The organism is Streptomyces sp. LHD-70 (genome assembly GCF_031157275.1).
Lineage (GTDB): Bacteria > Actinomycetota > Actinomycetes > Streptomycetales > Streptomycetaceae > Streptomyces.
This window is the reverse complement of sequence record NZ_JAVIFW010000001.1, coordinates 318,207-343,294: the sequence shown is the minus strand read 5'-3', so window position 1 is coordinate 343,294 and position 25,088 is coordinate 318,207. Positions and strand designations below refer to the sequence as shown.

Genomic DNA, 25,088 nt, shown 5'->3' with positions numbered 1-25,088 from the left:
GGCGGAGGGGCAGCTTTCTGGCGGAGGGTCGGCTTTCTGGCGGAGGTCGGCCCGGACTTCAGATCTGGATGCACACGTTGACCGGCTCGGAGAAGAAGTCGAGGGAGTAGGCGCCGCCCTCTCGGCCGATACCGGAGTTCTTGATGCCGCCGAAAGGTGTCCGCAGGTCGCGCAGGTTCCAGCAGTTGACCCAGACCACGCCTGCCTCGATCCGGGGGGCGACCCGATGGGCGCGGGACAGGTCGGTGGTCCACACGGTTGCGGCGAGTCCGTAGCGGCTGTCGTTCGCCAGGCGCACGGCCTCGTCCTCGGTGCCGAACGGGGCGACGTGGCAGACCGGGCCGAAGATCTCCTCCTGCACGATGCGGGAACTCTGCGGCAATCCGGCCAGGACAGTGGGTTCGACGTAGAAGCCCTGATCCCGGGCGTCTTCGAAGTGCGGGACCCCACCGCCGGCGATGACCTTCGCGCCTTCGTCGGCGGCCAGTCGGTAGTACGAGAGCACCTTGTCCCGGTGGGCGGCGGAGATCATCGGCCCGTAGCCGGTCAGGGAACGAGCGCGTTCGCCGAGCGCGGCGACGAACTCCTCGAAGACCGGGCGCTCGACGTAGACGCGTTCGGTGCACAGACAGACCTGCCCGGAGTGGGTGAACGCGGAGCGCAGGGTGCCCTCGAGTGCGGCTTCGATGTCCGCGTCGGCGAAGACTAGAGCGGCGTTCTTGCCGCCGAGTTCGAACGAGACCGGGGTGATGTGGTCGGCGGCACCGCGCATGATGGCGGCACCGGTGGCCGAGGCGCCGGTAAAGGCGACGGCGTCCACGTCGTGGTGCGTGGTGAGGTGCTCGCCCGCCCCGCCCACGCCGCTGCCGTGCACCAGGTTGAACACTCCGGGCGGGAGGTCGGCCTGTCCGATCACCTCGGCGAGCAGTGTGGCTGTGGACGGGGTCTCCTCGGAGGGCTTGGCGACAACGGTGTTGCCTGCCGCGAGCGCCGGTGCCACCTTCCAGGTCAGCAGGAGCAGCGGAAGGTTCCAGGGCGAGACGACCGCGACCACGCCGAGTGGACGTCGGACGGTGTAGTTGAGGGCCTGGCCTGTGCCGGTGCTCCATCCCGGGATGGCGGTGGCGTACGCGTGCTCGGGGCGGCCGTAGAGGAGGTCGGCGTAGGCGCGGAAGTTGCCGATGACGCGTGGGATGTCGATGGTCGCCGCGAGTTCGCGGGGCTTGCCGGTGTCGCCCGATTCGGCTTCGACGAACTCGTCGAAGCGTGCCTGGATGCCGTCGGCGATCCGGCGCAGCGCGGCGGCACGGTCTTCGGCGCTGGTGCTGCCCCAAGGGCCGCCCAGTGCGGTACGGGCTGCGGCGACGGCGGCGTCGACGGTCTCCCGGCCGGCCTCGGGGACCTTGCCCCGGATCGTCCCGTCGACGGGGTTGATCAGCGGACGCGTCCCGGTGTCATCGCCGTGGGGCCCGGTGTCATCACCGTGGGGAAGGAAGGTCCCGCCGATGTAGTGCGCGCGATTCATCGTGCTGTGCCCCTTGCTCGTCGACTTTCGGTCCGCACAAGGAGCATCCGCCGCCCGAACTATGCCTGTCTAATGTCAATTTGCGCGGCAGCCATACCCTTTCAGGCATGGCTGGCGGCGCGTGAGGCATCCGGGACGTACTGCCGGGCGGCCCTCAGGTCTGGCCGAGTTCGGCCGCGACGGACCGCAGTGTCGCGAGCAGCTTCTGCGTGGACGGGCCGAGCGGTCGCCCGGCGGGCAGGGTGATGCCGACGCTGTGGCCGATCGGCTCCAGCGACACGGGAAGGGTGACAAGCCGCGGGTCGCCCCTGCTGATCAGGCCGGGCAGGACGGCCACGACGTCGGTCTCGGCCAGCAACTGGCGAACGGTGAGGAAGGACGTGCACTCCACCCGGTTCTCGGGCAGCGCCATCCCGTTGCGTACGAAGAACTCCTCGAGCTCACGGCGCAGCACCGTCTCGGTCCCCGGCAGGATCCACGGATATGCCTCGAGGTCCGCCAGAGCGACCTCGTCCTGCCCGCTCAGCGGATGGCCCGCACCCACGAGGACCTTCACGGACTCCTCGTAGAGGCTTTCCCGGACCGTATTGCCTCCGGCCGACGTGGTGAGCCTGCCCAGGATCAGGTCTACCCGGCCCGCCTCCAGGTCGACCAGCAGCGTCTCCGGCGTTGCCTCGCGGACCACGACCGTCAGCAGCGGGTGCTCCGCCTTGACGGCTGCGATGGCACGGGGCAGCAGAAGGTTGGATCCGGCCAGATGCATGCCGATCACCACGGTGCCGCGGTCGGCCTCGGCGATCTCGACCATGTGCCGCGCCGCATGCCTCAACTGCGCGATGACGGCACGGGCGTGATCGGTGAAGGCCGCACCGAAGACGGTCGGCGTGATCCCCCGCGGCCCCCGGTCGTACAGGGTGACGCCCAGGATGGCCTCAAGGTCGTGCAGGCCTCGGGTCACCACGGGCTGCGTCACATGCAGGGCGGCCGCGGCGCCGACGACGCTGCCCTGCTCGGTGAGCGCGTCGACCAGGATCAGATGGCGGAGCTTGAGGCGTCCGTCAAGGAGGCGGGGCGTGTCCATGCACGACGTATAGCAGAGACATCCCATCTGGCTGATCTGGCATGCCTGTTCAGGCATAACACCGAAGCGACGGAGGCCCGCGAGTGATGTCTCCGCGAGGATGCCGGAGGGGCGAGCGAAGGTATGCCCGTCCCGGCATGACGTGCAGCCAACTTGGCATTGGCTGGGCATGACGCCCGGGGTCCACGATGAGCTCACGATGTGGCGGCGAGCACACAGGGGTGTGCCAGGGCCACCAGTCGCAGTCCCATGTCGCATGCCCATGTCCCGTGCCGCCGGGCATCCCAGTAGAAAGCGGGGACGCATGACCTCCTCAGTTCGCGCACCTGACGTCGAGGCCAACCTCAAGCGCAGCATCACACTGCCGCAGGCACTGGGCGTCTCCTTCCATCAGATCGTCGGCGGCGGGGTCATCGCCCTGATGGGCGTGGCCATCGGCCTCACCGGAGGCGGGGCGCCCCTGGCCTTCGCCATCGCCGCCGCCATGGTGATCGTCTACTCGCTGCCGGTCGCGGTGCTCGGCAGCGCCATGCCGGTGACCGGCGGCCGGTACAGCTACGCGGCACGCTTGATATCGCCGTCCATGGGCTTCACCACGATGTGGTTCTCCGTCCTCGTCACCATCCAGCTGAGCCTGATGGCGCTGGCAGGGGCCGACTACCTGCACAGCCTGGTCCCCTCGGTGCCGACGCGGCCCCTGGCTCTCGGGCTGATCACAGTGTTCTTCCTGGCGAACCTGGTCGGCACCGCGTTCTCCAACCGGCTGGGCATCGTGCTCGCGTTCGTCATGCTCGCGGCGTTCCTGCTCTACGGATTCGCCGGACTGCCGCACGTCGAGTGGGGCACCTTCGCCGACTCGGCGCCCCACGGCACCGGGAACCTGCTCACCGCGGCCGCCATGCTCACCTTCGCCATCACCGGCAGCACCTACGTCGCCGAACTGGGGCGGGAGATGAAGCGTCCGGGACGGGACATCCCGCTGTCGATGATCGGCGGCATCGTCCTGGCCGCCGTCCTCTACGTCTTCCTGGCGATCCCGTCGGTCGGCACCCTGCCGATCACCGAGGTAGCGGGCAAACCGATGTCGGTGGTGGCCGACCACATCCTGACGCCCGGCGGCTTCACGTTCTTCATCCTCGGCGGGGCCCTGGCGTCCGTGGCAGGCCACATGAACTCGCTGCTTCTCACCTCGACCAAGCCCGTACTCGCAGCCATCGGCGACGGCTGGCTGCCGACGCGGCTGGGCGCGGTGAACAAGCGGTACGGCACGCCCCACTGGCTGCTGTTCGGCCTGTACCTCATCGGTGCCATTCCCGTACTGACCGGGTTCAGCGTCGCCTCCATCGCCGGAATGGTGTCGATCGCGGCCACGCCGATGCTCGCCATCATGATCATCGCGTCCTGCCGGCTGCGGTCCCGCTACCCGCAGCAGTACGAGGCCGCACCGTTCAAGCTGCCCTGGGGTCTGCACCTCACCACCGTGCTCCTGGGCACCGCGGTACTGGCGGTCCAGGCGTACCTGCTGCTGGACAAGCTGACCTGGCCTGCCACCGTGGCGCTGGTGTCCTGGCTGGCAGTCGGCGCCGGCGTGTGGCTCGTACGTCACAAGCACGCGAACGCAGTTGTCCGAGCCCGACAAGACGATGACGAAGCAAGCCCCCTGCCGCCGCGCACCCCAGCCCGCTGAGCCACAGCGCACCCACCGGCAAGACCGCAAACCGGCGTGTACCGGCACTGACCTTCTGCCACGCGCCCAGCACACCTCTCAGGAGCCCTCCCCATGAGCACTCGACTGACCCTTCTCGGCACTGCCGCCGGACCGGCGCCCAAGCGGACCCGTAGCGCCCCCGCCCAGGTCATCGTCGTCAACGGATCCAGCTACGTCGTCGACTGCGGCAACGGGGTCGCCCGGCAGATGGCCCTCGCCGGAGTACCGCTGTCCTCCATGCGCGGGGTGTTCATCACGCACCACCACTCCGACCACAACGCCGATTACGGCAACCTGTTCCTGCTCGCCTGGGCGGCGAACCTCGAACATCGCGTGCCCACTTACGGGCCACCGCCCCTGGCAGAGATGACCGAACACTTCCTCGCCATGAACCGGTTCGACATCGACACCCGCATCACGGACGAGGGTCTGCCGCCGCTGGACAACCTCATGGCGCCGACCGAGATCACCGAAGAGCGCGTGGTGCACGAGGACGAGAACGTCCGGGTCACGGCGACGCTGGTGCATCACCCGCCGATCGCGACCGCTCTGGCCTACCGGTTCGACACCGCAGACCGTTCCATCGTCATCTCCGGAGACACCGCGCCGTCGGAGAACCTGGTGCGCCTCGCCGCGGGAGCAGACGTCCTGGTGCACGAGGTGATGTACCTGCCGGCCGTCGACGCCATGGTGGCCGGATTCAACGGAAAGACTCTGCGTCGGCACCTGTTGACCAGCCACACCGACGTCGACCAGGTGGGCCGGCTCGCCCAGCAGGCCGGCGTCAGGACGCTCGTGCTGTCCCACTTCGTCCCTACGGACGTCGCCATCCCGGACGAGACCTGGCGCAAGCACGCCGCACAGGGCTTCGAAGGCGAAGTCGTCGTCGGCCACGACCTGATGTCCCTGTGACAGACAAGAGGAACACGATGCCCCTCACCCGCTCCCAGTGCGAGCAGTACGACTCCAACGATCCACTCGCGCCGCTGCGAGGCGAGTTCGTCCTCCCCGAGGACGTGATCTATCTCGACGGGAACTCCCTCGGGGCCCTCCCCCGCGGTGCGTACACCCGCGTCGTCGACATGGTCGAGACCGAGTGGGGACAAGGCCTGATCCGCAGCTGGAACGACGCCGGCTGGTTCGACAAGCCGCGCACGCTCGGCGACCGCATCGCCCCACTGATCGGCGCCGACCCGGGCGAGGTCGTGGTCTGCGACTCCACATCGATCAACCTCTTCAAGGTCTTCGCCGCCGCCCTCGCCATGCGCCCCGACCGAAAGACCGTGGTCTCCGAGGCGGCCAGCTTCCCCACCGACCTCTACATGATGGAAGGCGCCACCGGCCTCCTCGACGGCTATCAGCGCCGTCTGCTGTATGACAGCGGCCCCGGCCTTGAGGACATACTCGACCAGGACGTGGCGGTCGTCGTCCTCAGCCACGTCGACTACCGGACCGGGCGACTGCACGACATGGCCGCGGTCACCGAACTGGCCCACCGGCACGGCGCCTTGGTCGTGTGGGACCTCTGCCACAGTGCCGGCGCCCTCCCCATCCACTTGAACGCCGACCGCGCCGACTTCGCCGTGGGCTGCACCTACAAGTACCTCAACGGCGGCCCCGGCTCACCTGCCTTCGTCTACGCCGCCACCCGCCACCAGGACACGGCCCACCAGCCGCTGTCCGGCTGGCACGGCCACGCCGACCCCTTCGCCTTCACCACCGACTACCGTCCGGCCGACGGCATCGACCGCTTCCGGTGCAGCACCCCGCACCTGCTCTCGTACGCACCGCTCGAGGCGAGCCTCGACACCTGGGAACGCGTCGACCTCGACCTGCTACGCGCCAAGAGCCAAAAGATGACTGACCTGTTCATCGACTTGGTCGACCAGGAGTGCGCGGGATTCGGTCTGGAAGTCGCCTCCCCGCGCGACCCGGGTGCCCGAGGCAGCCAGGTGGCCCTGCGGCACGAGCACGCGTACCCCGTGATGCAGGCGCTCATCGACCGCGGCGTCATCGGGGACTTCCGCGCTCCCGACCTGATGCGTTTCGGGTTCACCCCGCTCTACGTGCGTTTCGTGGATGTGTGGGACGCAGTCGAGGTTCTGCGCCAGGTCCTGTCCACAGACGTGTGGCGCGAGGACCGCTACGCGACCCGCTCCCAGGTGACCTGATCCCCACGCCTTCGCTCAGCGGCCTGCCTTCGCTCAGCGGCCCGCCTTCGCCCGTTCCGCAGCCGCACGCCGATGCGGATCGGAGAACGCGAGCTTCCCCATCAGCGATGTCTCGGCCTCGCGGCGACGGCCGAACACCTCCGCGTAGCAGTCCTGGGCGGTGGTCGACTGCGGATCGGTGAGGAAGGCCCACTCCGCCAGATGGCATGCCAGCCGGAGATCGGAGTCGGCGAGTTCACGCGCACGCGCCGCCAATGCGTCGACACCGCCGGCGAGTCGGGTGATCTCGCGCGCCTGCACGGCGGCGGGTGCGGGCAGCAGGTTCGCGGCGTACCCGTCCCACCAGCCGCCGTACCGCCGGATCACATTGCGGCAGATGAACTCGGGCCGGTCGTAGCCGGGTTGGAGACGGGGGTGGTTGGCGAGGTGCTCGGGGACCGCCAGCGATTCCACGATCTCATCCGGCCGCAGGCCCGCGTTCAGACCGTCGAGGGTGTGGCGCACGATGTGCCGGAGGCAGGCGGCCATCGTCAGGAGTTCGTCGCGGATGGCGTCGGCTCCTCGTACGCAGTCGCCGTGGCCGGTGATCCCACAGTCCGCGTCGAGGGCGGCCATCTGCTCCGCGGCATCCGCCCACTCCTCCGCGTACCGCTGGACCTTGCGAGGGTTCCCGGCGTTGGGCAGGTAGCCGACCACCAGGTCGCCCGCCGCGATCACCCGTCGCCGCGGGGCCCACACCCAGGCGGCGTCGTCGGTCTCGCCCTTGGCGTGCCGCACCATGAACCGCTCACCCCCGATGCGGAGTTCGAGGCTGTCGCGGAACGTGATGTCCGGAACGACGAAGTCCTCGGGTGCGCTGGGCCAGCTTCGGCCGTTGGCGCCGGGCCGCTGCCCGTTGATCGCGGCGTTCAGGCCCGCGGTTTTCGCGTAGCGGGCGTAGTGGTCGAGCAGGTTCTCGTGGCCGACGACGCGAGGCCGTTCGCCCGCGCAGCCGGGGCGGGCCGCTCTTCCGTATGGGTTGTCGTACGGACTGCCGTATGGGCTGTCGTATGGGCTGTCGTATGGGCTGTCGTATGGGCTGTCGGTGCGCTGGACGAATCGGGCACGGGTGCCTCCTCGCTGCGAGGTTCGACTGAGCGTTGACGCCGATTAAATCACGCGGTTTAATCGGCCCACAGTGAGAGAGGGAAGACCGTGGAAACACCGACGCGATTGCAGATCCTGGTCGCAGCGGAGCGCCTGTTCGCCACTCAAGGAATCGACGCGACTTCCTTGCGGCAGGTCAGTTCCGAGGCTCGGCAGCGCAACACGGCCGCGGCGAAATACCATTTCGAGAACAAAGAGACTCTGATCAGAGCCATCTTCGAGCACCGACTCAGTGTCATCGACGCCCGGCGCGCAGAGTTGCTGACATCAGCGGAGACCGGGCGCCTCGGCGACCCGAGGGAACTGGTGGAGATTCTGGTCCGACCCCTGGCCGAGCAGGCGACCCGCTCCGGCAGCTACTACGTCCGGTTCCTGGACCGCGTATGCGAGTACGTCGGGCGCGATGTCACCGCCCTTCCGGACCTGGGTGGGCTCGAGGAGGCCGTGGCTGTCGGACGCCTGGTCACCGACCGGCTCCCCGGCCTGACCCGGCCACCGCTGCGCCCCCGGATCAGGTGGGCGGGCCAGCTGATCATCTCCGCCCTGGCCGACCTGGAGGGAACGCAAGGGGCCGCCGCAACCGCCGAGTTGGACGCCGAGTCGTACGTGGTGGCACTGATCGACGCGGTCACCGGCCTGCTCACAGTCGACGCCACCGCCCGGCCCGCCGGTCAACGGTGACGGTCGGGCGTCATGGGAGGGGAGTTCCAGATGACGCCGCGATCCGAGCCGACCGCCACCGGCCTGCGTCTCGCTTATGCCGCCGCCGGGCTGCTCATCGGCGGGGCATGGGTGTACGGCAGGAACATGCCGCTGTGGGAGCACGCGTTGCGCCTGTGCCTGATCGTGGTGGTCGTACCGCCCGTCCTGCACCTCGTCCGCAGCCGCATCCGGCGGCGCCCGGCGGCTCAGCACCTGCCCCTGCGGCAGCTCGTCGTCGCCAAGGTCCTGCTCGTCGTGGCCGCGGTGGCGGTGGAGCTGCTGCTCGACCCGCTGACGGCCTGGGCCTCGTTCGTCACCGCGGCTGCCCTCGCGACCGTGGTCGCAGTCGGAGGACCGCCGTGGCACCGAAGCCGTCACGACACCGCTTGAACACACCCCTGAACACACCCCTGAACACGCCTCCCTGAGCCACGCATCCGCTCCCTGCTGGAAAAGCCGCGGGGCTTCGGATTTCTTGATTTCCGGTAGCAGAAACCCCTCTTAGAAACCTCCCAGAAATCACTCCGGAAGCGGTCAGGTGAAGGTGCGACTCTTGCCCCCGTTCTGTTGATCGGCAACATGACCGGGGACCCTTGTGGCTGCTTTCCTCTACAAAACTGGCACGTTCTCCTTTCGATGGAGGTGGTTGGTCACCGTCCTGTGGGCGGGGCTGCTCGTGGTGGCAGGGGTGCTCGCCTCCCGTGCCGACGCCGCGCCGCCGAACGACTTCTCCATGCCGGGAACCGAGGCCCAACAGGCCTATGACCTCCTGGCGGAGCGTTTCCCCGAGATAAAGGCGGACGGCGCCACGGCACGCGTCGTCTTCAAGGCCGACGACGGCAAGGTGACCGCCCCGGACCAGAAGCAGGCCGTCGTGGCCGCCGTGGCGGCGCTCGGCGAGGCACCGCAGGTGGACCGGGTGACCGACCCCTTCAAGACGGGCTCCGTCAGCAAGGACGGCACCACCGCCTACGCGCAGGTGTCGTACGGCGTGACCGTCAACGAGCTCGCGGACACCTCCCGGGAGGCGTTGACGGACGCCGTGGAGGAGGCGCGCTCGACCGGTCTCACGGTCGAGGCCGGAGGCAACGCGGTCTCCGAGGCGGCCACGGGCGGTCATTCCACGGAGGCCATCGGGCTTGCGGTGGCCGCCGTGGTGCTCGTCATCACGTTCGGCGCGTTGATCTCGGCGGGCCTGCCGCTGCTCACGGCGCTGCTCGGTGTCGGCGTCGGAACCTGCGTGATCAAGGTCCTCGCGGCGCCGCTCGACCTGGGCGGGACGACGTCCGTGCTGGCCACCATGCTGGGCCTGGCCGTCGGTATCGACTACGCCCTGTTCGTCGTCTCCCGCTACCGCGACGAGCTGGCCCGCGGCCGGAACCGTGAGGACGCCGCCGCGCACGCGGTGGGCACGGCGGGCTCCGCCGTCGTCTTCGCCGGTCTGACCGTCGTGATCGCCCTCGCGGCGCTGCCCGTCGTCGGCATCCCGGTGCTGTCCCAGATGGGGCTCGCCGCGGCCGGAACCGCCGCACTCGCGGTGCTGATCGCCGTCACACTGATCCCCGCCCTGCTCGGCATCGCCGGGAAGCGCATCAAGCCTGCCCGCCCCCGCCGCCGCAGGCGCCGAGGGGGCGACGAGCCGTCCGGGGCGGCGCCGCGTCCCGGCCTGGGCGCGCGCTGGGCCCGGTTCATCACCCGGCGCCCGCTCGCGGTGCTGCTCGTCGGCGCCACCGCCCTGATCGCCATCGCGGTGCCGGCCGCCTCGCTCGAACTCGGCCTGCCCGGCGACGAGTCCAAGCCGACGTCCACGACCCAGCGCCGCGCCTACGACCTGCTCGCCGACGGCTTCGGCCCCGGCTTCAACGGCCCGCTGACCGCGGTCGTACGGGCCGAGGACGGCGGTGACGCCCAGGCCGCCGCACGTGACGCCGCCACCGGGATCAAGGACACGGACGGGGTGGCCACCGTGACACCGCCCCGATTCAACGACAGCAAGGACACCGCCGTCCTCACCGTCGTGCCGACCACGGCACCCGGCAGCGAGGAGACCTCCGGCCTCGTCCACGCGCTGCGCGCACCCGAGGTCGAAGGCGGTGACGCCGAGGTGCTGATCGCGGGCACGACCGCGATGAACGTCGACGTCTCGCAGAAGCTCACCGATGCACTGCTGCCCTACATCGCGCTCGTCGTGGGACTGGCGTTCCTGCTCCTGATCGCGGTGTTCCGCTCGATCCTGGTGCCGCTCAAGGCCGCCCTGGGCTTCCTGCTCTCCATCGCCGCCGGACTCGGCGCGGTGGTCGCGGTCTTCCAATGGGGCTGGCTGAGCGCCCTGTTCGGGGTCTCGGTCCCCGGGCCGGTGATGTCCATCATGCCGATCTTCATGGTCGGCGTGGTGTTCGGTCTGGCCATGGACTACGAGGTGTTCCTGGTGACCCGGATGCGTGAGGCCTACGTCGCGGACCGGCAGCCCGTACGCGCCGTGGTCAGCGGCTTCGAGCACAGCGGCCGGGTCGTGACGGCCGCGGCCGTCATCATGATCTCGGTGTTCGCCGGGTTCATGGGGTCGAGCGAACAGATGGTCAAGACCATCGGGTTCGGCCTGGCGATCGCCGTCCTCTTCGACGCCTTCGTCGTACGCATGACCCTGGTCCCCGCGGTACTCGCCCTGCTCGGCCACCGCGCCTGGTGGCTGCCGCGGTGGCTGGACCGCTGGGTGCCGCACGTCGACGTGGAGGGCGAGAGCCTCCAGGAGCGCGAGCCGGCCCGGGCCGACACGGCACCGACCGACACGGCACCGACCGACACGGCACCGACCGACGCGGCACCGACCGACGCGACTGCCCAGTCGGACACCGCCACCGTCCCCGCCGAGCCGTACGAGGTGCGCTGACCCATGAGCCGGACAACGACGACGCGGTCGGTAAGGGGAGCAGCGTCCACCGAGGCCGCCGCACCGGCGCGCGGGACCGGGCCGGGGAAGGCCGGAGCCGAGCCGTCCTCGCCCAGGCCCAGCGGGGGCGCCGCGCGCCACGCCCTGGAAGGAGGCCTGGCCGTCATGGCCGCGATCGCCGCCATGGCAGTCGCCGGATACCTCGCGCTGCGCGCCCTGGGTGCCGACGGCAGCGCGCCGCTGACCCAGCTCGTCCCGGCGGTCATCAGCCTCGCGTTCGGCGGGAAGATCGGCCTGGCCGCCGACCTCGCGCCGAAGGCCGGTGCCGGTGCTGGTGCCGGTGCCAGCGCCGGTGGAGGCATGCTCGACATGCTCGGTGGTGGCGGCGGCGGCGGTGGCGGTCTCAGCCTCGGTGTCGCCGGTCAGGTGGGGGCCATGCCGTTGATGGTCACGTTCCTGGGAGCGGCCGTCCTCGGCTGGTGCTTCTTCCGGCCGCTGCGCCGCCGTATGCGCCCGGCTCCCGCGCTGCTGATCGCCCGCACAGGAGGGGCGCTCGGCGTCACCGCCGTCATCGCACCCGTACTGGCGTACCTGGCACGCGGCACGCTGACTCTTCCCGAGAGCGTTGCGGAGAAGCTCGGCAAGGGCGGCTCGGGAGGCGGGCTCGGCAAGCTGACGGGCGGCGGCGGAATCTCCTCCGTCGACTTCACCACGGACATCGCGCTGACCGGGTTCCTCGCGGTGCTCGAAGTGGCGCTCGTCATCGGCCTCGGCTGTCTGGCCGCTCGTCGCACGTCGCTGCCCGGCCCTGTCGCGCTCAGCCGGGCGCGCCTCAAGTGGAACCCGGTCGCCTCGACCCTGACCGGGATCTTCACCGCCCTGTGCACGGTCGCCCTGTTCCTCGCGCTCCTCGCCGGAGCGGCCGCGGCGACCGGGCGCGATCAGGCGGCGAAGGCCGCGGGGGCGCTGCTCCTGGCCGCCCCGAACCTGATCTCGACCGTCCTCACCTCGGGTCTGGGCGCGTCCTGGCAGGCCGGTCTGGAGCGCCGACAGCCCGAAGGCGGCGGCATGATGGGCGGTCTCGGCGGCATGGGCGGCGGTGCCGGCGGCATGGGCGGCGCGGGCGGACTCGGCGGAGCGACCGGCTCCGGCTCCGGCGCCGACGGCGGGGCCAAGCAGATCGATCTGAGCGGCAAGGCCGTGGCCGGCCTCCCGCTGTGGCTGATCGGCCTGACCCTCCTGGCGTGCCTGCTCGTGTACGCGGGTTACCGCACCGGCGCCCGCACCCCGGCACGAACGGCCCGCGAGGAGTCGAACGCCGTGCTCGGCCGGCACCTGGAGATCGCGCTGCGCGCCGGTGTGGCCGTGGGCCTCTGCGTCCTGGCCCTCGGCCTGGTCTCACAGGTCTCGGTGGGGATCGGCTTCTCCCTCATGGGCAACGAGATGGGCGGGATGGACGCCGGCCTCGACGGTTCCGTACGACTCCCGGCTCTCACCGGTTCCGTCCTGGCCGGCCTCGCCTGCTACGCGGGCAGTCGCCTCCACGCGGTCCGGGCCGGTCGCCAGGGGGCCCGCACGGGGCCCGGCCGGGTGGGTGGGGGTCTGCGGCCTCGTCCTCAACCGGACACAGGTTCGTGAGGTTTCCTCAAGGACGAGGACCTGTCCTCGTGGCTGACACCAGGACATGACCATGACCTGTCTCCGGGGCCGGTCCGGTCGGCGCGACCGCCCTGCCTGACCGGCCCCCCCGACATACGCAGGGGCCGCAGCGTCGTACACAGCCTGCACGCGCACTTGGTCTTCACGCCGAAGTACCGGCGCACAGTGTTCACCGATGCCGCCCTGAGGCGCTGTGAGGAGATCATGCGCGACGTGTGCGCGGACTTCGGCGCCGAGCTGCGCGAGTTCAACGGCGAAGCAGACCACGTCCACTTGCTCGTTCACTATCCGCCCAAGGTCGCCCTGGCCCGCCTGGTCGGCTCCCTCAAGGGCGTCTCCGCACGCCGACTTCGCCAGGAGTTTCCCGACCACATCAACCGCTACCTGTGGGGCGAGCACTTCTGGTCACCGTCCTACTTCGCAGCCTCCGTCGGCGGCGCCCCGCTCACCGTGGTCAAGCAGTACATCGAGAACCAGAAGCGGCCCGACTGACCGACACGGCACAGCAGTTCCCGGCTCCGCCGGGCAGCCGTAGGGGCGCTCCGCGCCCGTCAAACCCGGCACCGCGACGCTCCGCGTCGCAACCACGAGATGCGATTCCTCCCGGCCCCTGAACGACCGGGGTTCCTCGCAAGGATTCCGCTGAACGGTCCGCAAACCCTCACCCCCAACTCCCGCCCATCCAGGCGCTGTCGCACGGAATGTGGGTCCAGGGCCAACTGGAAACGGACCGGGGGCGCGCAACTTCCAGTGGGGCGGGTGGGACTCGCACCTTAAATGGGTGGCGCTTCTCACCTGCGGTTCTGCCGGAGAAGCGGACATCTCTATCCGATTCGATCCTCGGCTACGGCGAGGCGGGCTTCGACACGGGGGCCGGGACGTTGAACACGTCTATGCCGCGTGACGATGCCGACCTTGGGCACGGCCTCTTCCCGTGTCAGCCGTAGGAACGGTCACCCGGTACTGGGCGAAGGTTCACCGCACCTCGTCCTCGGACGCCGGGGCGGCTACCACATGACCTGATGGAAGTCCATCGTGCCGAAGGTCGTGACGTCCATCGCGTAGCTCCACAACGCGTACCGCCGCTGATCGGCACGGCGATAGGTCTTGCCGAAACCGTTGTCGAGAATCTCGGTCCAGTCGTCGCCCTGTCCGTAGTGCGCGAACAGCCGGTCATTGCGCCGCGCTGCGTCCTCTCCGGACTCCGCCGGGGTCTGGTAGATCACCTCATGCAGCCGGCCGCGCCAGAGAGTGAGAAGCAGCCGGCCGCCGTCGACCACGTATGTGTCCACGACCGCGTCGGGAGCATGCTCGTGAGGGCCCGACGATTCGAGTTCGCCGGGGACCCGCACTTCGTCACCGGCGCACAGCAACTCCAGCAACGGCAGGTCATTGGTGAGGGAGTCCATGAGGGACCACCCTAGGGCCACCGGTGAGTGCGGTCGTAGACAGCCGTGCAGTACGGGTCACGGGAATCCGAACGTTCCATTCCAGCTCGTCCGGTACGAGAGACGGCAGGGCCGCCTTCACCCCCGCACCTCTGGTGACACCACAACGTGCCTACGTACAGCGGCAGTTCGAACCCCACGGACAACACACAGCCGGTTCTCACTCCACCTGCAGCTGCCCCCGCCCCTTGCCAGCGACTCTCCCCCGCCCCTTGGCATCGGCTCTCCCCCACCCCTTGACATCCACGCCCCGCAGCCCGGAATATCTGCTGCGTGAACCTGTCAGACAGCCAGACAGGTGGCCCGGGGCCGCGGCGTGTCAGCGCCATGGAAGCGGTTCTCGCCCACCTCCGCGGCGCCATCGAGCGCGGCGAGTACGCCATTGGCGACAAGCTCCCTTCCGAGGCGGAGCTCTGCCGCACCCTCGAGGTGTCCCGGCCCGTGCTGCGGGAGGCCCTGCGCGCCCTGCAGACCATGGGGCTCACGGTCGCCAAGACCGGCAAGGGCACCTTCGTGATCGCGAACACCGTCGAGGACCCCACCTTCGGCGACTACGCGGCCAGCGACCTCCTTGAGGTGCGCCACCACGTGGAGATCCCGGTCGCCCGGTACGCGGCCCGACGCCGCACCCCGGAGAACCTCGACCAGCTGACCCACCTGCTCGACCGCATGGAGCAGGAGACCGACACCACCGCCTGGGTCGCGATGGACACCCTCTTCCATCTGGCCGTGGCGGAGGCCGCCCAGAACCCGGTGTTCCGGCGGGTCATCGAGGAGATCCGGGACGCGCTGGCCCGGCAGTCGGCCTTCCTGAACCAGCTGGGCGGCCGCCGCGAACAGTCCAACGTTGAGCACCGCATGATCGTCGAGGCGCTGATCGACGGTTCCGAGGACGACGCCGAGGACGCCATGAGCCACCACCTCAACCGCGTCTCGACGACCCTCACCGACATCGTGCGCCCCGCGCGTACGGACACTCCCCCGGAAGGCGGACCCTAGGCGTGAGCGAACAGCACCTCAAAGAAGAGATGCGCCCTGCAACCCGGCACGTCGACGCCGGTGACGCGGGCTACAGCAAGTCGCTGAAGTCCCGGCACGTCAACATGATCGCCATCGGCGGCGCCATCGGCACCGGCCTCTTCCTCGGCGCAGGCGGCCGCCTCGCGGACGCCGGGCCCGCCCTCTTCATCGCGTACGCCGTCTGCGGCCTCTTCGCCTTCCTGGTCGTGCGCGCCCTCGGCGAACTCGTCCTGTACCGCCCGTCGTCCGGCGCCTTCGTGTCGTACGCCCGTGAGTTCCTCGGCGAGAAGGGCGCGTACACCGCGGGCTGGATGTACTTCCTGAACTGGGCCACCACCGGCATCGCCGACATCACCGCGGTCGCCACCTACACCCACTACTGGGGCATGTTCTCCGACATACCCCAGTGGGTGATCGCGCTGATCGCCCTTGCCGTGGTCCTCACCGTGAACCTGATCTCGGTGAAGATCTTCGGCGAGCTGGAGTTCTGGTTCGCCATCGTCAAGGTCGGCGCGCTGGTGCTCTTCATGTGCATCGGCATCTTCCTGCTTGTCACGCAGCACCCGATCGACGGCAGCACCCCCGGCCCGGCCCTCATCGCGGACCACGGCGGCGTCTTTCCCAACGGTCTGCTGCCGATGCTGCTGATCATCCAGGGCGTCGTCTTCGCGTACGCCTCCGTCGAGTTGGTCGGTGTCGCGGCCGGTGAGACCGAGAACCCCGAGAAGATCATGCCGAAGGCGATCAACTCGATCATGTGGCGTGTGGGCCTGTTCTACGTCGGCTCGGTGGTGCTCCTTTCGATGCTGCTGCCGTGGAGCAAGTACACGTCCGCCGAGAGCCCCTTCGTGACCGTGCTTTCCAACATCGGCATTCCGGCGGCGGGCGGGGTGATGAACCTCGTCGTGCTCACCGCGGCGATGTCCTCGCTCAACTCCGGCCTGTACTCCACCGGCCGCATCCTGCGCTCCATGGCGATGTCCGGCTCCGCGCCGAAGTTCACCGGCGTGATGAGCCGCAGCCAGGTCCCGTACGGCGGCATCCTGCTCACGAGCGGTATCTGTGTGCTGGGTGTCGGCCTGAACTTCGTGGTCCCGGCCGACGCCTTCGAGATCGTGCTGAACTTCGCCGCGGTCGGCATCCTCGCCACCTGGGGCATGATCATGATCTGTCACCTGGTGTTCTGGCAGAAGACCCAGCGGGGCGAACTCGACCGCCCCGGCTACCAGTTGCCCGGCTCCCCCTGGACCCAACTCGTGACGCTGGCCTTCCTCGCCACCGTCCTGGTCCTCATGTACGCCGACGGCGGCGCCGGACGCACGACCGTGCTGTGTCTGCCGCTGATCGTCGCCGCGCTCGTCGCCGGGTGGTACGCCATCCGCCGCCGCCAGACACGCACCCCGTCCGACGTCGACGCCTGACCGGCCCGGCACCCCCTTCGTCAATCCTCAAAGAGACAGTGATGTACGGCAGTTCACCGGCGGACGCACCCCTGGTCCGCGAACCCCTCCACGCTCCCGTCGCCCACCTCGTCCGCGGTGGCGTCGTCGAGGGCATCCACTACGGCTCCGTCGTCGTCCTCGGGGCCGACGGCGAGGTCCGTTTCCAGATCGGCGACATCGAGGCCGCGTTCCACCCGCGCTCGACACTCAAGCCCGTCCAGGCCGTCGCCATGCTCCGGGCGGGGCTCCCCCTCGACGGCGAGCTGCTCTCCCTCACGGCCGCCAGCCACTCCGGCGAGGAACGCCACCTCGCCGGAGCCCGGCGCATCCTCGACCTCGCCGGAGTCACCGAGGACGACCTGCGCAACGTCACGGACATGCCGTACGGAAGCGCTGTCCGGGACAGCTGGCTGCGCGAGGGCCGCTCGCCCTCGCGCCTCGCCCAGAACTGCTCGGGCAAGCACGCGGCGATGCTGTACACCTGCAAGCTCAACGGCTGGTCCCTGGACGACTATCCGGACCCCGGCCACCCCCTCCAGAAGACGATCGCCGACGCCGTCGAGGACCTCACCGGTCAGCGCATCGCCCAGGTGACCGTCGACGGCTGCGGCGCCCCGCTGTTCTCCGTCTCGCTGCACGGCCTGGCCCGCGCCGCCGCCCGGATCACCTCCGCCGCCCCCGGCACCCACGAGGCCCGGTTGGCGAACGCCATGCGCGAGCACGCCGAGATGGCCTCCGGCGCCGGCCGCGACGTGGCCGCCCTGATGGGGGCCGTTCCCGGACTCCTCGCCAAGGACGGCTTCGAGGGCGTCGAGGTCGCCGCGCTCCCGGACGGCCGCGCGATCGCGGTGAAGATCGCCGACGGTGCCGACCGGGCCCGCGTCCCGGTCGCCGCCGCCGCCCTCGTCCGGGCCGGTGTGGACCCCGAGTCGCTCACCGAGTTCGCCGGGCAACCGCTGCTCGGCGGCGGGCGACCGGTGGGGTCCATCCGGCCCCTGCGCGCCCTGGCCCCGGTCACCTTGCCGACCTGTGCCTGACCACCCTCCTCCGCCCCCGCAACCCTCAACTGCCTACCCCTGATTCGTACTTCGGAAAGAAGACCGACACCGTCATGGCCGCCGACGTCACTCGCAGCGAACACGATCTGCTCGGAGACCGGGACATTCCCGCCGACGCGTACTGGGGCGTGCACACCCTGCGCGCCACGGAGAACTTCCCCATCACGGGCTCCCGGATCTCCGCCTACCCGCACCTCATCGACGCCCTCGCCGCGGTCAAGGAAGCCGCCGCCCTCGCCAACGAGGAACTCGGTCTGCTGTCGCCCGAGAAGGCCGCCGCGATCGTCGCCGCCTGCCGCGAGATCCGCGACGGCAAGCTGCACGACCAGTTCGTCGTGGACGTCATCCAGGGCGGCGCCGGCACCTCGACCAACATGAACGCCAACGAGGTCGTCGCCAACCGGGCGTTGGAGCTGCTCGGCCACGCCAAGGGGCAGTACGAGCACCTGCACCCCAACGAGGACGTCAACCTCGGCCAGTCCACCAACTACGTCTACCCCACCGCCGTCAAGGTCGCGACGGTCTTCGCGGTGCGCGGCCTGCTCAAGGCGATGGCCGTCCTGCAGGACTCCTTCGGCCGCAAGGCCGTCGAGTTCCGTGACGTCCTGAAGATGGGCCGCACCCAGCTCCAGGACGCGGTGCCGATGACGCTCGGCCAGGAGTTCTCGGCGTACGCCGTCATGCTCGACGAGGACCGCAGCCGCCTCGCCGAGGCCGTCGAACTGGTCCACGAGATCAACCTGGGGGCGACGGCCATCGGCACCGGCCTCAACGCCCCTGCCGGATACGCCGAGTCGGCCCGCCGCCACCTCTCCGACATCACCGGGCTGCCCCTGGTCACCGCCGCCAACCTGGTCGAGGCCACCCAGGACTGCGGCGCGTTCGTCCAGATGTCCGGCGTCCTCAAGCGCATCGCCGTCAAGCTCTCCAAGAGCTGCAACGACCTGCGCCTGCTGTCCTCCGGGCCGCGCGCCGGTCTCGGCGAGATCAACCTCCCGCCCGTTCAGGCCGGTTCGTCGATCATGCCCGGCAAGGTCAACCCCGTGATCCCCGAGGTCGTCAACCAGGTCGCCTTCGAGGTGATCGGCAACGACGTCACCATCACCATGGCCGCCGAGGCCGGACAGCTCCAGCTCAACGCCTTCGAGCCGATCATCCTGCACTCCCTGTCTGAGAGCATCACCCACCTGCGGGCCGCCTGCCTCACGCTCGCCGAGCGCTGCGTCGACGGCATCACCGCCAACACCGAGGCGCTGCGCGCGAGCGTGGAGAACTCCATCGGCCTGGTCACCGCCCTCAACCCGCACATCGGATACACCGCCGCCACCGACATCGCCAAGGAGGCCCTCGTCAGCGGCAGGGGCGTGGCCGAACTCGTCCTGGAGAAGGGCCTGTTGCCCGCCGAAAAGCTCGCCGCCCTGCTGCGGCCCGAGGTCGTCGCGGGCAGCGGCGTGCCCGTGACCTGAGGCGGGTTGCCCCACCTGCGGTTGAGCGCGGGGCTCCCGGCCTGTCCGATCGAAGCACCCTTCACCTGTGATGAGTCGTGCGGCCTGACGGAGGCGTCGCTCACCGGCACCGTCTCAAGTGATCTGGTCCGAAGCCGGCCCTGTGACCTGGGGCGACCAGAACGGTTTGAGACACCTGGGTGGGCGAAAAACTCAATTGATCTGAACCCTGGCGCATGAATACTGGCTGTCGTCTGAGCTGATCTGGTCTGCTTCCGGCGTTTCGAATGGGACTGGTGGAAGGGCTTGCGGGAATGGCTATGCACGATGACCAGGTGGACCTGACCACCGACATCGTTGCGACCTTGATCCAAGAACAGTTCCCTCAGTGGAGCGGCAAGCCGATCCGACCCCTGCCGTCGACCGGTACGGTCCACGCCATCTTCCGCATCGGGGACGACCTCTCCGCGCGTTTCCCACTGCGTCCAGTCGATGCCGCCGAGGCGCTGGCTGTTCTGGAGCAGGAAGCCCAGGCGAGCGCGGAGCTGGCGCAGGTCTCCCGGTTCCCCGCCCCGGAACCCGTCGCCTTGGGAAAGCCCGGAGCGGGTTACCCCATGCCGTGGTCGGTCCAGACATGGCTGCCGGGAACGGTCGCCTTTGATGCCGACCCGAGTGGGTCGGCCACTTTTGCCGAGGACCTTGCGGCCTTCATCGCCGCCCTGCGGGACGCCGAGACGCGGGGGCGGCTTTTCAGCGGCGAAAATCGTGGCGGCGTTCTCACCGACCACGACGATTGGATGGCGGAGTGCTTCGAGGAGAGTGAGGGGCTGCTCGACGTGCCCCGGCTGCGCCAGGTGTGGAGCCACTTTCGGGAGTTGCCGCGCACGGGTGCCGACGTGATGAGCCACGGTGACTTGATTCCCGGCAACGTACTGGTCGCGGGAGACCGGCTCAGCGGCGTACTCGACACCGGCGGCTTCGGCCCGGCCGACCCCGCGCTGGACCTGGTCAGTGCCTGGCACCTGTTGCAGCCAGGCCCGCGGGAAGTGCTCCGACGGGCACTGGCCTGTGACGATCTGGAGTGGGAGCGCGGCAAGGCATGGGCGTTCGACCAGGCGATGGGTGTTGTCTGGTACTACGCCGAGAGCAATCCGACGATGAGCAGCATGGGGCGCCGGACACTCGACCGCATTCTGGAGTCGATGGAGTGATGTCGCCCCGGTCGTAGGCCGTGACAGAGACGATCGCTTTCCGCCCTCACGGACAGCAGCACTGAGTGTCCCCTGGACGAGGCTCCAGTGTTCCGTCGCGCCGAACTTTGAGCGGTTCTCGTCGAACGTTGTGCGGCTGTGCCGCTGCTTATCGGTCTTTCTCGGCCAGCACCTCTCTGGCGGCGACCGCGAAGGCTTCACAGGCATGCTCCGCTGCCTCGCCTCGGGCGAGCATGTCCGCCCTGTCGGCAGCGAAGAAGATCTCCCGAGTCTTCACCTGTATCGCGGCAGCCTGCTCGGCAAGCTGCTGCGCCTCCGGGCCCATGGCAACAAGGCGGAGCCGGAAGACGCTGCTTCGGACCTCGCCAGCGTCTGCTCGATGCGTGTACCAGGCGTCGCCCTCAGGGCAGCTCCGGCAGGCCGGGGCCCGCGCTACGTCCTCTGGTCGAGTTCGGTCAGTACCGCGCCGGTCATGGCGGCGACGCCTTGACCGAGTACCGCGGGGTCGGGGGCGAAGTGCGGGCTGTGGGCGCTCGGCACCTGCGCGAACTTCTCCTCCAGTGACGTGCCGGGAGCCGCATCCCAGACCGGGGCCAGGGTGGAGGGCAGGAACCAGTAGTGGTAGGGAATTGACGTACCGTCAGGGCGGACCGCGAGTTCGGAGAAATCCTCGCTGCCCATGGCCGCTCCGGGGTCGATGATGCGTGCGGCGCCGAACATCTCCCGGTGCGTCTGCGCGATGCGGCGGGCCGTCCGGGGGTCGTTGACCGTCGCAGGCATGGACTTCACGATGCGGATCTCCGGCTCGGCGAGGGTGCCCGCCGCCGCGCACTCGCCGGTCACGATGCGCCGGATCGCCGTCACGATCTGGTCCTGGAGTTCGCCCGAGGCCGAGCGCACGGACAGGCCGAGCTCCGCTGTCGCGGGGATGACGTTGTTCGCTGTGCCGGAGTGGAACCGTCCCACGGTGACGACGGCACTTTGGCGCGGGGCGATCTCCCGGGCAACGATCGACTGCACCCGGCCGACCACGGCGGCGCCGATGACGATGGGGTCGATCGTGGTGTCGGGGCGTGATCCGTGGCCGCCACGTCCGTTGATGACGACGTCGAGGGAGGTCGAGGCTGCCAGAACCGGGCCTTCGACATGGGCCACAAGGCCCGCGGGTCCGGCGCTGACATGTTGGGCGAGCAGTACGTCGGGGCAAGGGAACCGCTTCAGCAGGCCGTCGTCGCGCATCGCGAGGGCGCCTTCCCCGGTTTCCTCGGCCGGCTGGAAGACGAACAGCACTGTCCCGCTCCAGTGTTGGCGCCCGCGAGCGAGGGCCTGGGCGGCGCCGATCAGCATGGCGGTGTGCATGTCGTGGCCGCAAGCGTGCATGAGCCCGTCGACACGTGACGCATAGGCCAGTCCGGTCGCCTCCTGGACAGGCAGCGCGTCCATGTCCGCGCGCGCCAGCACAGTGCGGCCCGGACCGTTTTCCAGGACCCCGACGACTCCGGTACCGCCGACGTTCTCCGTCACCTCGACGCCGAGGGCCCGCAGTTCCTTCGCGACGCGGGCGGCCGTGGTGTGCTCGGCATGCGAGAGCTCGGGGTGGCGGTGCAGTTCCTCATAGAGCGCGAGGACGGCGGGGTGGTCGTGGTCCGCGGCGAGGGTGTGTGCCGTCGCCGCCGTGGAGGGTGCCGTGGACATGTGGTTCCGTTTCTCCCGTCGGATGTCGAGGTCAGTTCTCGAAGGTGTTCTTGTGGACCGAGCCGTCCTTGATGACCACCGGGATGTTCGCGGCATCCCCCAGCTTGTGGATGTCGGCGAGTGGGTCGCAGGAAGCGATGACGACGTCGGCGCGCTTGCCTGCCTCAAGGGTTCCGATGTCGGCCGCGAGGCCCAGGAGTTCGGCGGCCACCGAAGTGCCTGCCAGGATCGCGTTCATGGGCGTCATGCCGCAGTCGACGAGGTGGCCCAGCTCGCGCAGGTTGTCGCCGTGCGCGGATACGCCGCAGTCCGTGCCCATCGCAATCCTCACGCCGCGCTCGACGGCGCGCGGAATCGCGGCGAGTGCGCGTGCCTGCCACTGCTTCTTCTTGGCGACGGTCCACGCGGGGGTGACGGCCGGGTCGAAGCTCGCGGTGGCGGTGGACAGGGTCGGTACGAGGAAGGTGCCCTGGGCGAGCATGAGGTCGATGATCTCGTCGTCGATCTCGTAGCCGTGCTCGATGCTGTCGACGCCGGCGCGCAGCGCGTTGAGGATTCCTCCGCGTCCCTGTGCGTGCGCGGCGACGCGCTTGCCGCGGTGTGCGCGTGCCACGTCGACGATGGTGCGGATCTCCGCCTCGGTGAAGCCTTCGTCGTCCGGCTGGTCGGTGGGGCTGCCCACGCCGCCCGAGGCCGCGACCTTGATCAGGTCGGCGCCTTGCCGCAGCAGGTTCCTGGCCTCGTGTGCGCACTGCGCGATGCCGTCGGCGAGGCGGCTGACGGAGGGCTCCGTGGGGCCGTTGTCCGTGGGCATGCGGAAGTCGCCGTGGCCGCCGGTGGGCGACATCATCGCCACGGCGACCTGGAGGCGCGGTCCGGCGACCAGGCCGCGGGCCACCGCCTGCTTGAAGCCGGCGTCGAGCCCCGCAAGGTCGCGTGCGGTGGTGACGCCGGACAGCAGGGTGTTCAACAGGCGCGGCGTGGTCAGGTGGGTGCGCAGAGAGGCGGGCATCGCCGCGAGCTGAACGCGGCTCATCTCGCCGCCGGGCGCCGCGAGGTGCACGTGGCAGTCGATGAAGCCGGGCAGGATGGCGCCGCCTCGGGCGTCGATCGCGCGGGCTCCCCGTGGTGCCGGAGGTGCGGCGGAGGCGGACCCTGCCCAGGTGATGCGGCCGTCGACGACGTGGACCGCTCCGTCGGCTACGGGGGTGGCGCCCGTGCCGTCGATGAGGGGGCCACCCCGGACTATGAGGGCGCTGACTGTGGTGTCGTTCATGACGGCGGTAGTTCCTTCGTGTGTGGTGCGGGGAGGGGGCCGGGATCAGGAGACGGCCGGGATGCCCCTTCCGGGGCGGCTGCGGTTGGGCCCTTGCGTAGGCCTTTGCGTAGGCCTTTGCGTAGGCCTTTGCGTAGCGTCAGGTCGGTCAGAGCGGTGCTGTCGTGTGCATACGGCCGGTACAGGGCCGCCGAGGCCAGCCCGTTGAACGCAGTGAGCAGGACCGTCACGATGAGCAGTGCGCTCTGCAGGCCGACGGCATCGCCCAGGAAGCCCGTCAGCAGCGCGTAGCCGGCGTAGGCGAAGGCTTCGACTGTGGAGACCGACACCGCGAAGGCCAGGGCTCGCAGTTCGGGACGGACCACCGCCATGATCAACGGCCGGTTTACGACGGGGACCTGTCCTTGGAGGAATCCGAGTACGGCGAAGAGCGGGACGTAGAGCCCGATGCTGTGCGAGACCGTCTGGATGCAGATCAACGCGACACCCGCGAAGGCCAGTTGACTGATCTGGAGCATGACGACCCGGCCGCTCAGCGGACGCAGCCGATGCACGCGGTCGTTGATGAGCCCGCCGGCGAGGGTTCCGCCCAGATACCCGAGCGCGAACGGGAGCGCGACGACGGACGCGGTGGCCGTCGAGAAGCCGCGCTCCTCGACCAGGAAGACCACGCCGAAACTCATCATGACGTTCTGGCCGGAGAACAGCCGCTGCAAGAGGATGAGCCGGAAGGTCCGGATACGGGCCAGCTCGCGCAGTCCGCTGCGCACGGTGCGGGCCTTGTCCTCGATGGCCTCCGCTGCGGTGAGTGGCTGTGGTGCGGCCGGCCTCGGGTCGTCCAGGAACATCAGGATCAGCACGCCCACGACCAGGCACGTCACGCCCGAAATCAGGTATCCGTACCGCCATCCGTCCTCCAGACCGGAGAGCTGGCCGAACAACGGCGCGCTCACCCCGGCGATGAGGGCGACGCCGCCGTAGAGCATGCCTGTCACTCGGCCACGGCGGTTGTCCTCGTAGAGATCGCCGAGAATCTCCAGGGCGATGGGGCCGGCCCCGGCGAACCCGGCCGCCGCGATCCCGTAGAGCACGACGAACTGCGTGAAGTCGCCTGCCATGGCGGCCAGGATGATCCAGATGCCCCAGAAGCCGGAGCACACGGCCAGGACGACCTTGCGCCGGAACCTGCGGGCCAGCAGCACCCACGGGATTCCCGCGACCATCCCCACCACCTTGGCCACGGCCACGATCGTTCCCAGTGCCGATGAGGTGAGGCCCATCGCGTCACGCATGAGGGGGAAGAGGACCGTGGTCACGCTGCTCTCGGCGTTGTCCATCGCGGTGGACGCGGTCAGGAGCGTCAGGTTCTTTCCGCGAGGACCCCGTGATCCTCGCGGCCGGGGCCCGTGCGAAGCACCGTATCCGGCCGTATCCGCTGTCATAGGTCTCTCCCGATGCATGCGGCCGTCTACCGGTCGCTGAGCCGTTGAGCCGTTGAGCCGTTTGAGCCGTTGAGGGCAGTGCTGGTGCGGGTGTCCGTCCCGGGCGTAGATGTCATGGGGTGAGCGCGAGCGGGGCGACGCGCTCGGTCTCCGCCGACTGAATCGCCCG

Annotated in this window: 21 protein-coding genes and 1 pseudogene; 14 read left to right on the top strand and 8 right to left on the bottom strand. The window is 69.5% G+C overall.

Translation table 11 applies throughout. The features are described from left to right. Positions 1 to 58: 58 nt before the first annotated feature. Together RCO28_RS01485 and RCO28_RS01480 are read right to left on the bottom strand one after the other, a co-directional pair. Positions 59 to 1,525, bottom strand: coding sequence for a 2-hydroxymuconic semialdehyde dehydrogenase (locus RCO28_RS01485; RefSeq protein ID WP_308939050.1), 1,467 nt, complete (start codon positions 1,523 to 1,525; stop codon positions 59 to 61). Positions 1,526 to 1,679: 154 nt separating this feature from the next. Next, positions 1,680 to 2,606, bottom strand: coding sequence for a LysR substrate-binding domain-containing protein (locus tag RCO28_RS01480; RefSeq protein WP_308939049.1), 927 nt, complete (start codon positions 2,604 to 2,606; stop codon positions 1,680 to 1,682). A 304-nt stretch (positions 2,607 to 2,910) separates the two neighbouring features. Between RCO28_RS01480 and RCO28_RS01475 the strand changes: the two genes are divergently transcribed. From RCO28_RS01475 to kynU, 3 genes are all read left to right on the top strand, one after another. Next, on the top strand, positions 2,911 to 4,293 hold the full coding sequence (locus RCO28_RS01475; RefSeq protein ID WP_308939048.1) for an APC family permease: 1,383 nt from the start codon (positions 2,911 to 2,913) through the stop codon (positions 4,291 to 4,293). A 93-nt stretch (positions 4,294 to 4,386) separates the two neighbouring features. Beyond that, the gene (locus RCO28_RS01470) at positions 4,387 to 5,226 is read left to right on the top strand and encodes an MBL fold metallo-hydrolase (protein ID WP_308939047.1); all 840 of its coding nucleotides are present in this window, start codon (positions 4,387 to 4,389) and stop codon (positions 5,224 to 5,226) included. 17 nt (positions 5,227 to 5,243) lie between these two features. Further along, positions 5,244 to 6,485 carry a kynureninase gene (gene kynU / locus RCO28_RS01465; RefSeq protein ID WP_308939046.1) on the top strand — a complete coding sequence of 414 codons (1,242 nt, stop codon included), beginning with the start codon at positions 5,244 to 5,246 and terminating at the stop codon, positions 6,483 to 6,485. Positions 6,486 to 6,518: 33 nt separating this feature from the next. Here the strand turns inward: kynU and RCO28_RS01460 are convergent, their stop codons facing one another. Beyond that, positions 6,519 to 7,265 carry an alkyl sulfatase dimerization domain-containing protein gene (locus RCO28_RS01460; RefSeq protein ID WP_308939045.1) on the bottom strand — a complete coding sequence of 249 codons (747 nt, stop codon included), beginning with the start codon at positions 7,263 to 7,265 and terminating at the stop codon, positions 6,519 to 6,521. A gap of 414 nt (positions 7,266 to 7,679) precedes the next feature. On the opposite strand from RCO28_RS01460, the pseudogene RCO28_RS39285 reads away from it, so the two are divergent. The 6 genes and pseudogenes from RCO28_RS39285 to tnpA all read left to right on the top strand — a co-directional run. Further along, positions 7,680 to 7,835: pseudogene (locus RCO28_RS39285) on the top strand (helix-turn-helix domain-containing protein); the annotation flags it as partial. Positions 7,836 to 7,889: 54 nt separating this feature from the next. Further along, on the top strand, positions 7,890 to 8,312 hold the full coding sequence (locus RCO28_RS01455; RefSeq protein ID WP_308939044.1) for a hypothetical protein: 423 nt from the start codon (positions 7,890 to 7,892) through the stop codon (positions 8,310 to 8,312). Positions 8,313 to 8,342: 30 nt separating this feature from the next. Next, positions 8,343 to 8,723: a hypothetical protein gene (locus RCO28_RS01450; RefSeq protein ID WP_308939043.1), complete on the top strand. Its 381-nt coding sequence runs from the start codon at positions 8,343 to 8,345 to the stop codon at positions 8,721 to 8,723. A gap of 205 nt (positions 8,724 to 8,928) precedes the next feature. Then, complete coding sequence (locus RCO28_RS01445) at positions 8,929 to 11,223, top strand: MMPL family transporter (protein ID WP_308939042.1); 2,295 nt, start codon at positions 8,929 to 8,931, stop codon at positions 11,221 to 11,223. A 3-nt stretch (positions 11,224 to 11,226) separates the two neighbouring features. Continuing rightward, complete coding sequence (locus tag RCO28_RS01440; RefSeq protein WP_308939041.1) at positions 11,227 to 12,861, top strand: streptophobe family protein; 1,635 nt, start codon at positions 11,227 to 11,229, stop codon at positions 12,859 to 12,861. A 96-nt stretch (positions 12,862 to 12,957) separates the two neighbouring features. Beyond that, positions 12,958 to 13,374, top strand: coding sequence for an IS200/IS605 family transposase (tnpA, locus tag RCO28_RS01435; protein ID WP_308939656.1), 417 nt, complete (start codon positions 12,958 to 12,960; stop codon positions 13,372 to 13,374). Between the two features lie 515 nt (positions 13,375 to 13,889). Here the strand turns inward: tnpA and RCO28_RS01430 are convergent. Then, positions 13,890 to 14,291, bottom strand: a complete 402-nt coding sequence (locus RCO28_RS01430; RefSeq protein ID WP_308939040.1) for a hypothetical protein — start codon at positions 14,289 to 14,291, stop codon at positions 13,890 to 13,892. 366 nt (positions 14,292 to 14,657) lie between these two features. Between RCO28_RS01430 and RCO28_RS01425 the strand changes: the two genes are divergently transcribed. The 5 genes from RCO28_RS01425 (at position 14,658) to RCO28_RS01405 (ending at position 20,506) form a co-directional block, all read left to right on the top strand. Then, positions 14,658 to 15,329 (top strand): FadR/GntR family transcriptional regulator, encoded by a 672-nt coding sequence (locus RCO28_RS01425; RefSeq protein WP_308939039.1) that lies wholly within the window; start codon positions 14,658 to 14,660, stop codon positions 15,327 to 15,329. 2 nt (positions 15,330 to 15,331) lie between these two features. Then, entirely contained in the window at positions 15,332 to 16,771 is a 1,440-nt protein-coding gene (locus RCO28_RS01420) for an amino acid permease (RefSeq protein WP_308939038.1), read from the top strand. A 41-nt stretch (positions 16,772 to 16,812) separates the two neighbouring features. Continuing rightward, a complete protein-coding gene (locus RCO28_RS01415; protein ID WP_308939037.1) occupies positions 16,813 to 17,829 on the top strand; it encodes an asparaginase in 1,017 nt (338 codons plus the stop codon). Positions 17,830 to 17,903: 74 nt separating this feature from the next. Continuing rightward, a complete protein-coding gene (aspA, locus tag RCO28_RS01410) occupies positions 17,904 to 19,316 on the top strand; it encodes an aspartate ammonia-lyase (RefSeq protein ID WP_308939036.1) in 1,413 nt (470 codons plus the stop codon). 293 nt (positions 19,317 to 19,609) lie between these two features. Next, positions 19,610 to 20,506, top strand: a complete 897-nt coding sequence (locus tag RCO28_RS01405) for an aminoglycoside phosphotransferase family protein (RefSeq protein WP_308939035.1) — start codon at positions 19,610 to 19,612, stop codon at positions 20,504 to 20,506. A 148-nt stretch (positions 20,507 to 20,654) separates the two neighbouring features. On the opposite strand, the gene RCO28_RS01400 is transcribed toward RCO28_RS01405, so the two are convergent. The 4 genes from RCO28_RS01400 to RCO28_RS01385 all read right to left on the bottom strand — a co-directional run bounded on the left by RCO28_RS01400 (position 20,655) and on the right by RCO28_RS01385 (position 24,814). Then, the gene (locus RCO28_RS01400; protein ID WP_308939034.1) at positions 20,655 to 20,831 is read right to left on the bottom strand and encodes a hypothetical protein; all 177 of its coding nucleotides are present in this window, start codon (positions 20,829 to 20,831) and stop codon (positions 20,655 to 20,657) included. 107 nt (positions 20,832 to 20,938) lie between these two features. Next, positions 20,939 to 22,201, bottom strand: coding sequence for an amidohydrolase (locus tag RCO28_RS01395; protein WP_308939033.1), 1,263 nt, complete (start codon positions 22,199 to 22,201; stop codon positions 20,939 to 20,941). A gap of 31 nt (positions 22,202 to 22,232) precedes the next feature. Further along, positions 22,233 to 23,477, bottom strand: a complete 1,245-nt coding sequence (locus tag RCO28_RS01390) for an amidohydrolase family protein (RefSeq protein WP_308939032.1) — start codon at positions 23,475 to 23,477, stop codon at positions 22,233 to 22,235. Further along, complete coding sequence (locus RCO28_RS01385) at positions 23,474 to 24,814, bottom strand: MFS transporter (RefSeq protein ID WP_308939031.1); 1,341 nt, start codon at positions 24,812 to 24,814, stop codon at positions 23,474 to 23,476. The genes RCO28_RS01390 and RCO28_RS01385 overlap by 4 nt, the downstream gene beginning before the upstream one ends. Between the last annotated feature and the right edge of the window lie 274 nt (positions 24,815 to 25,088).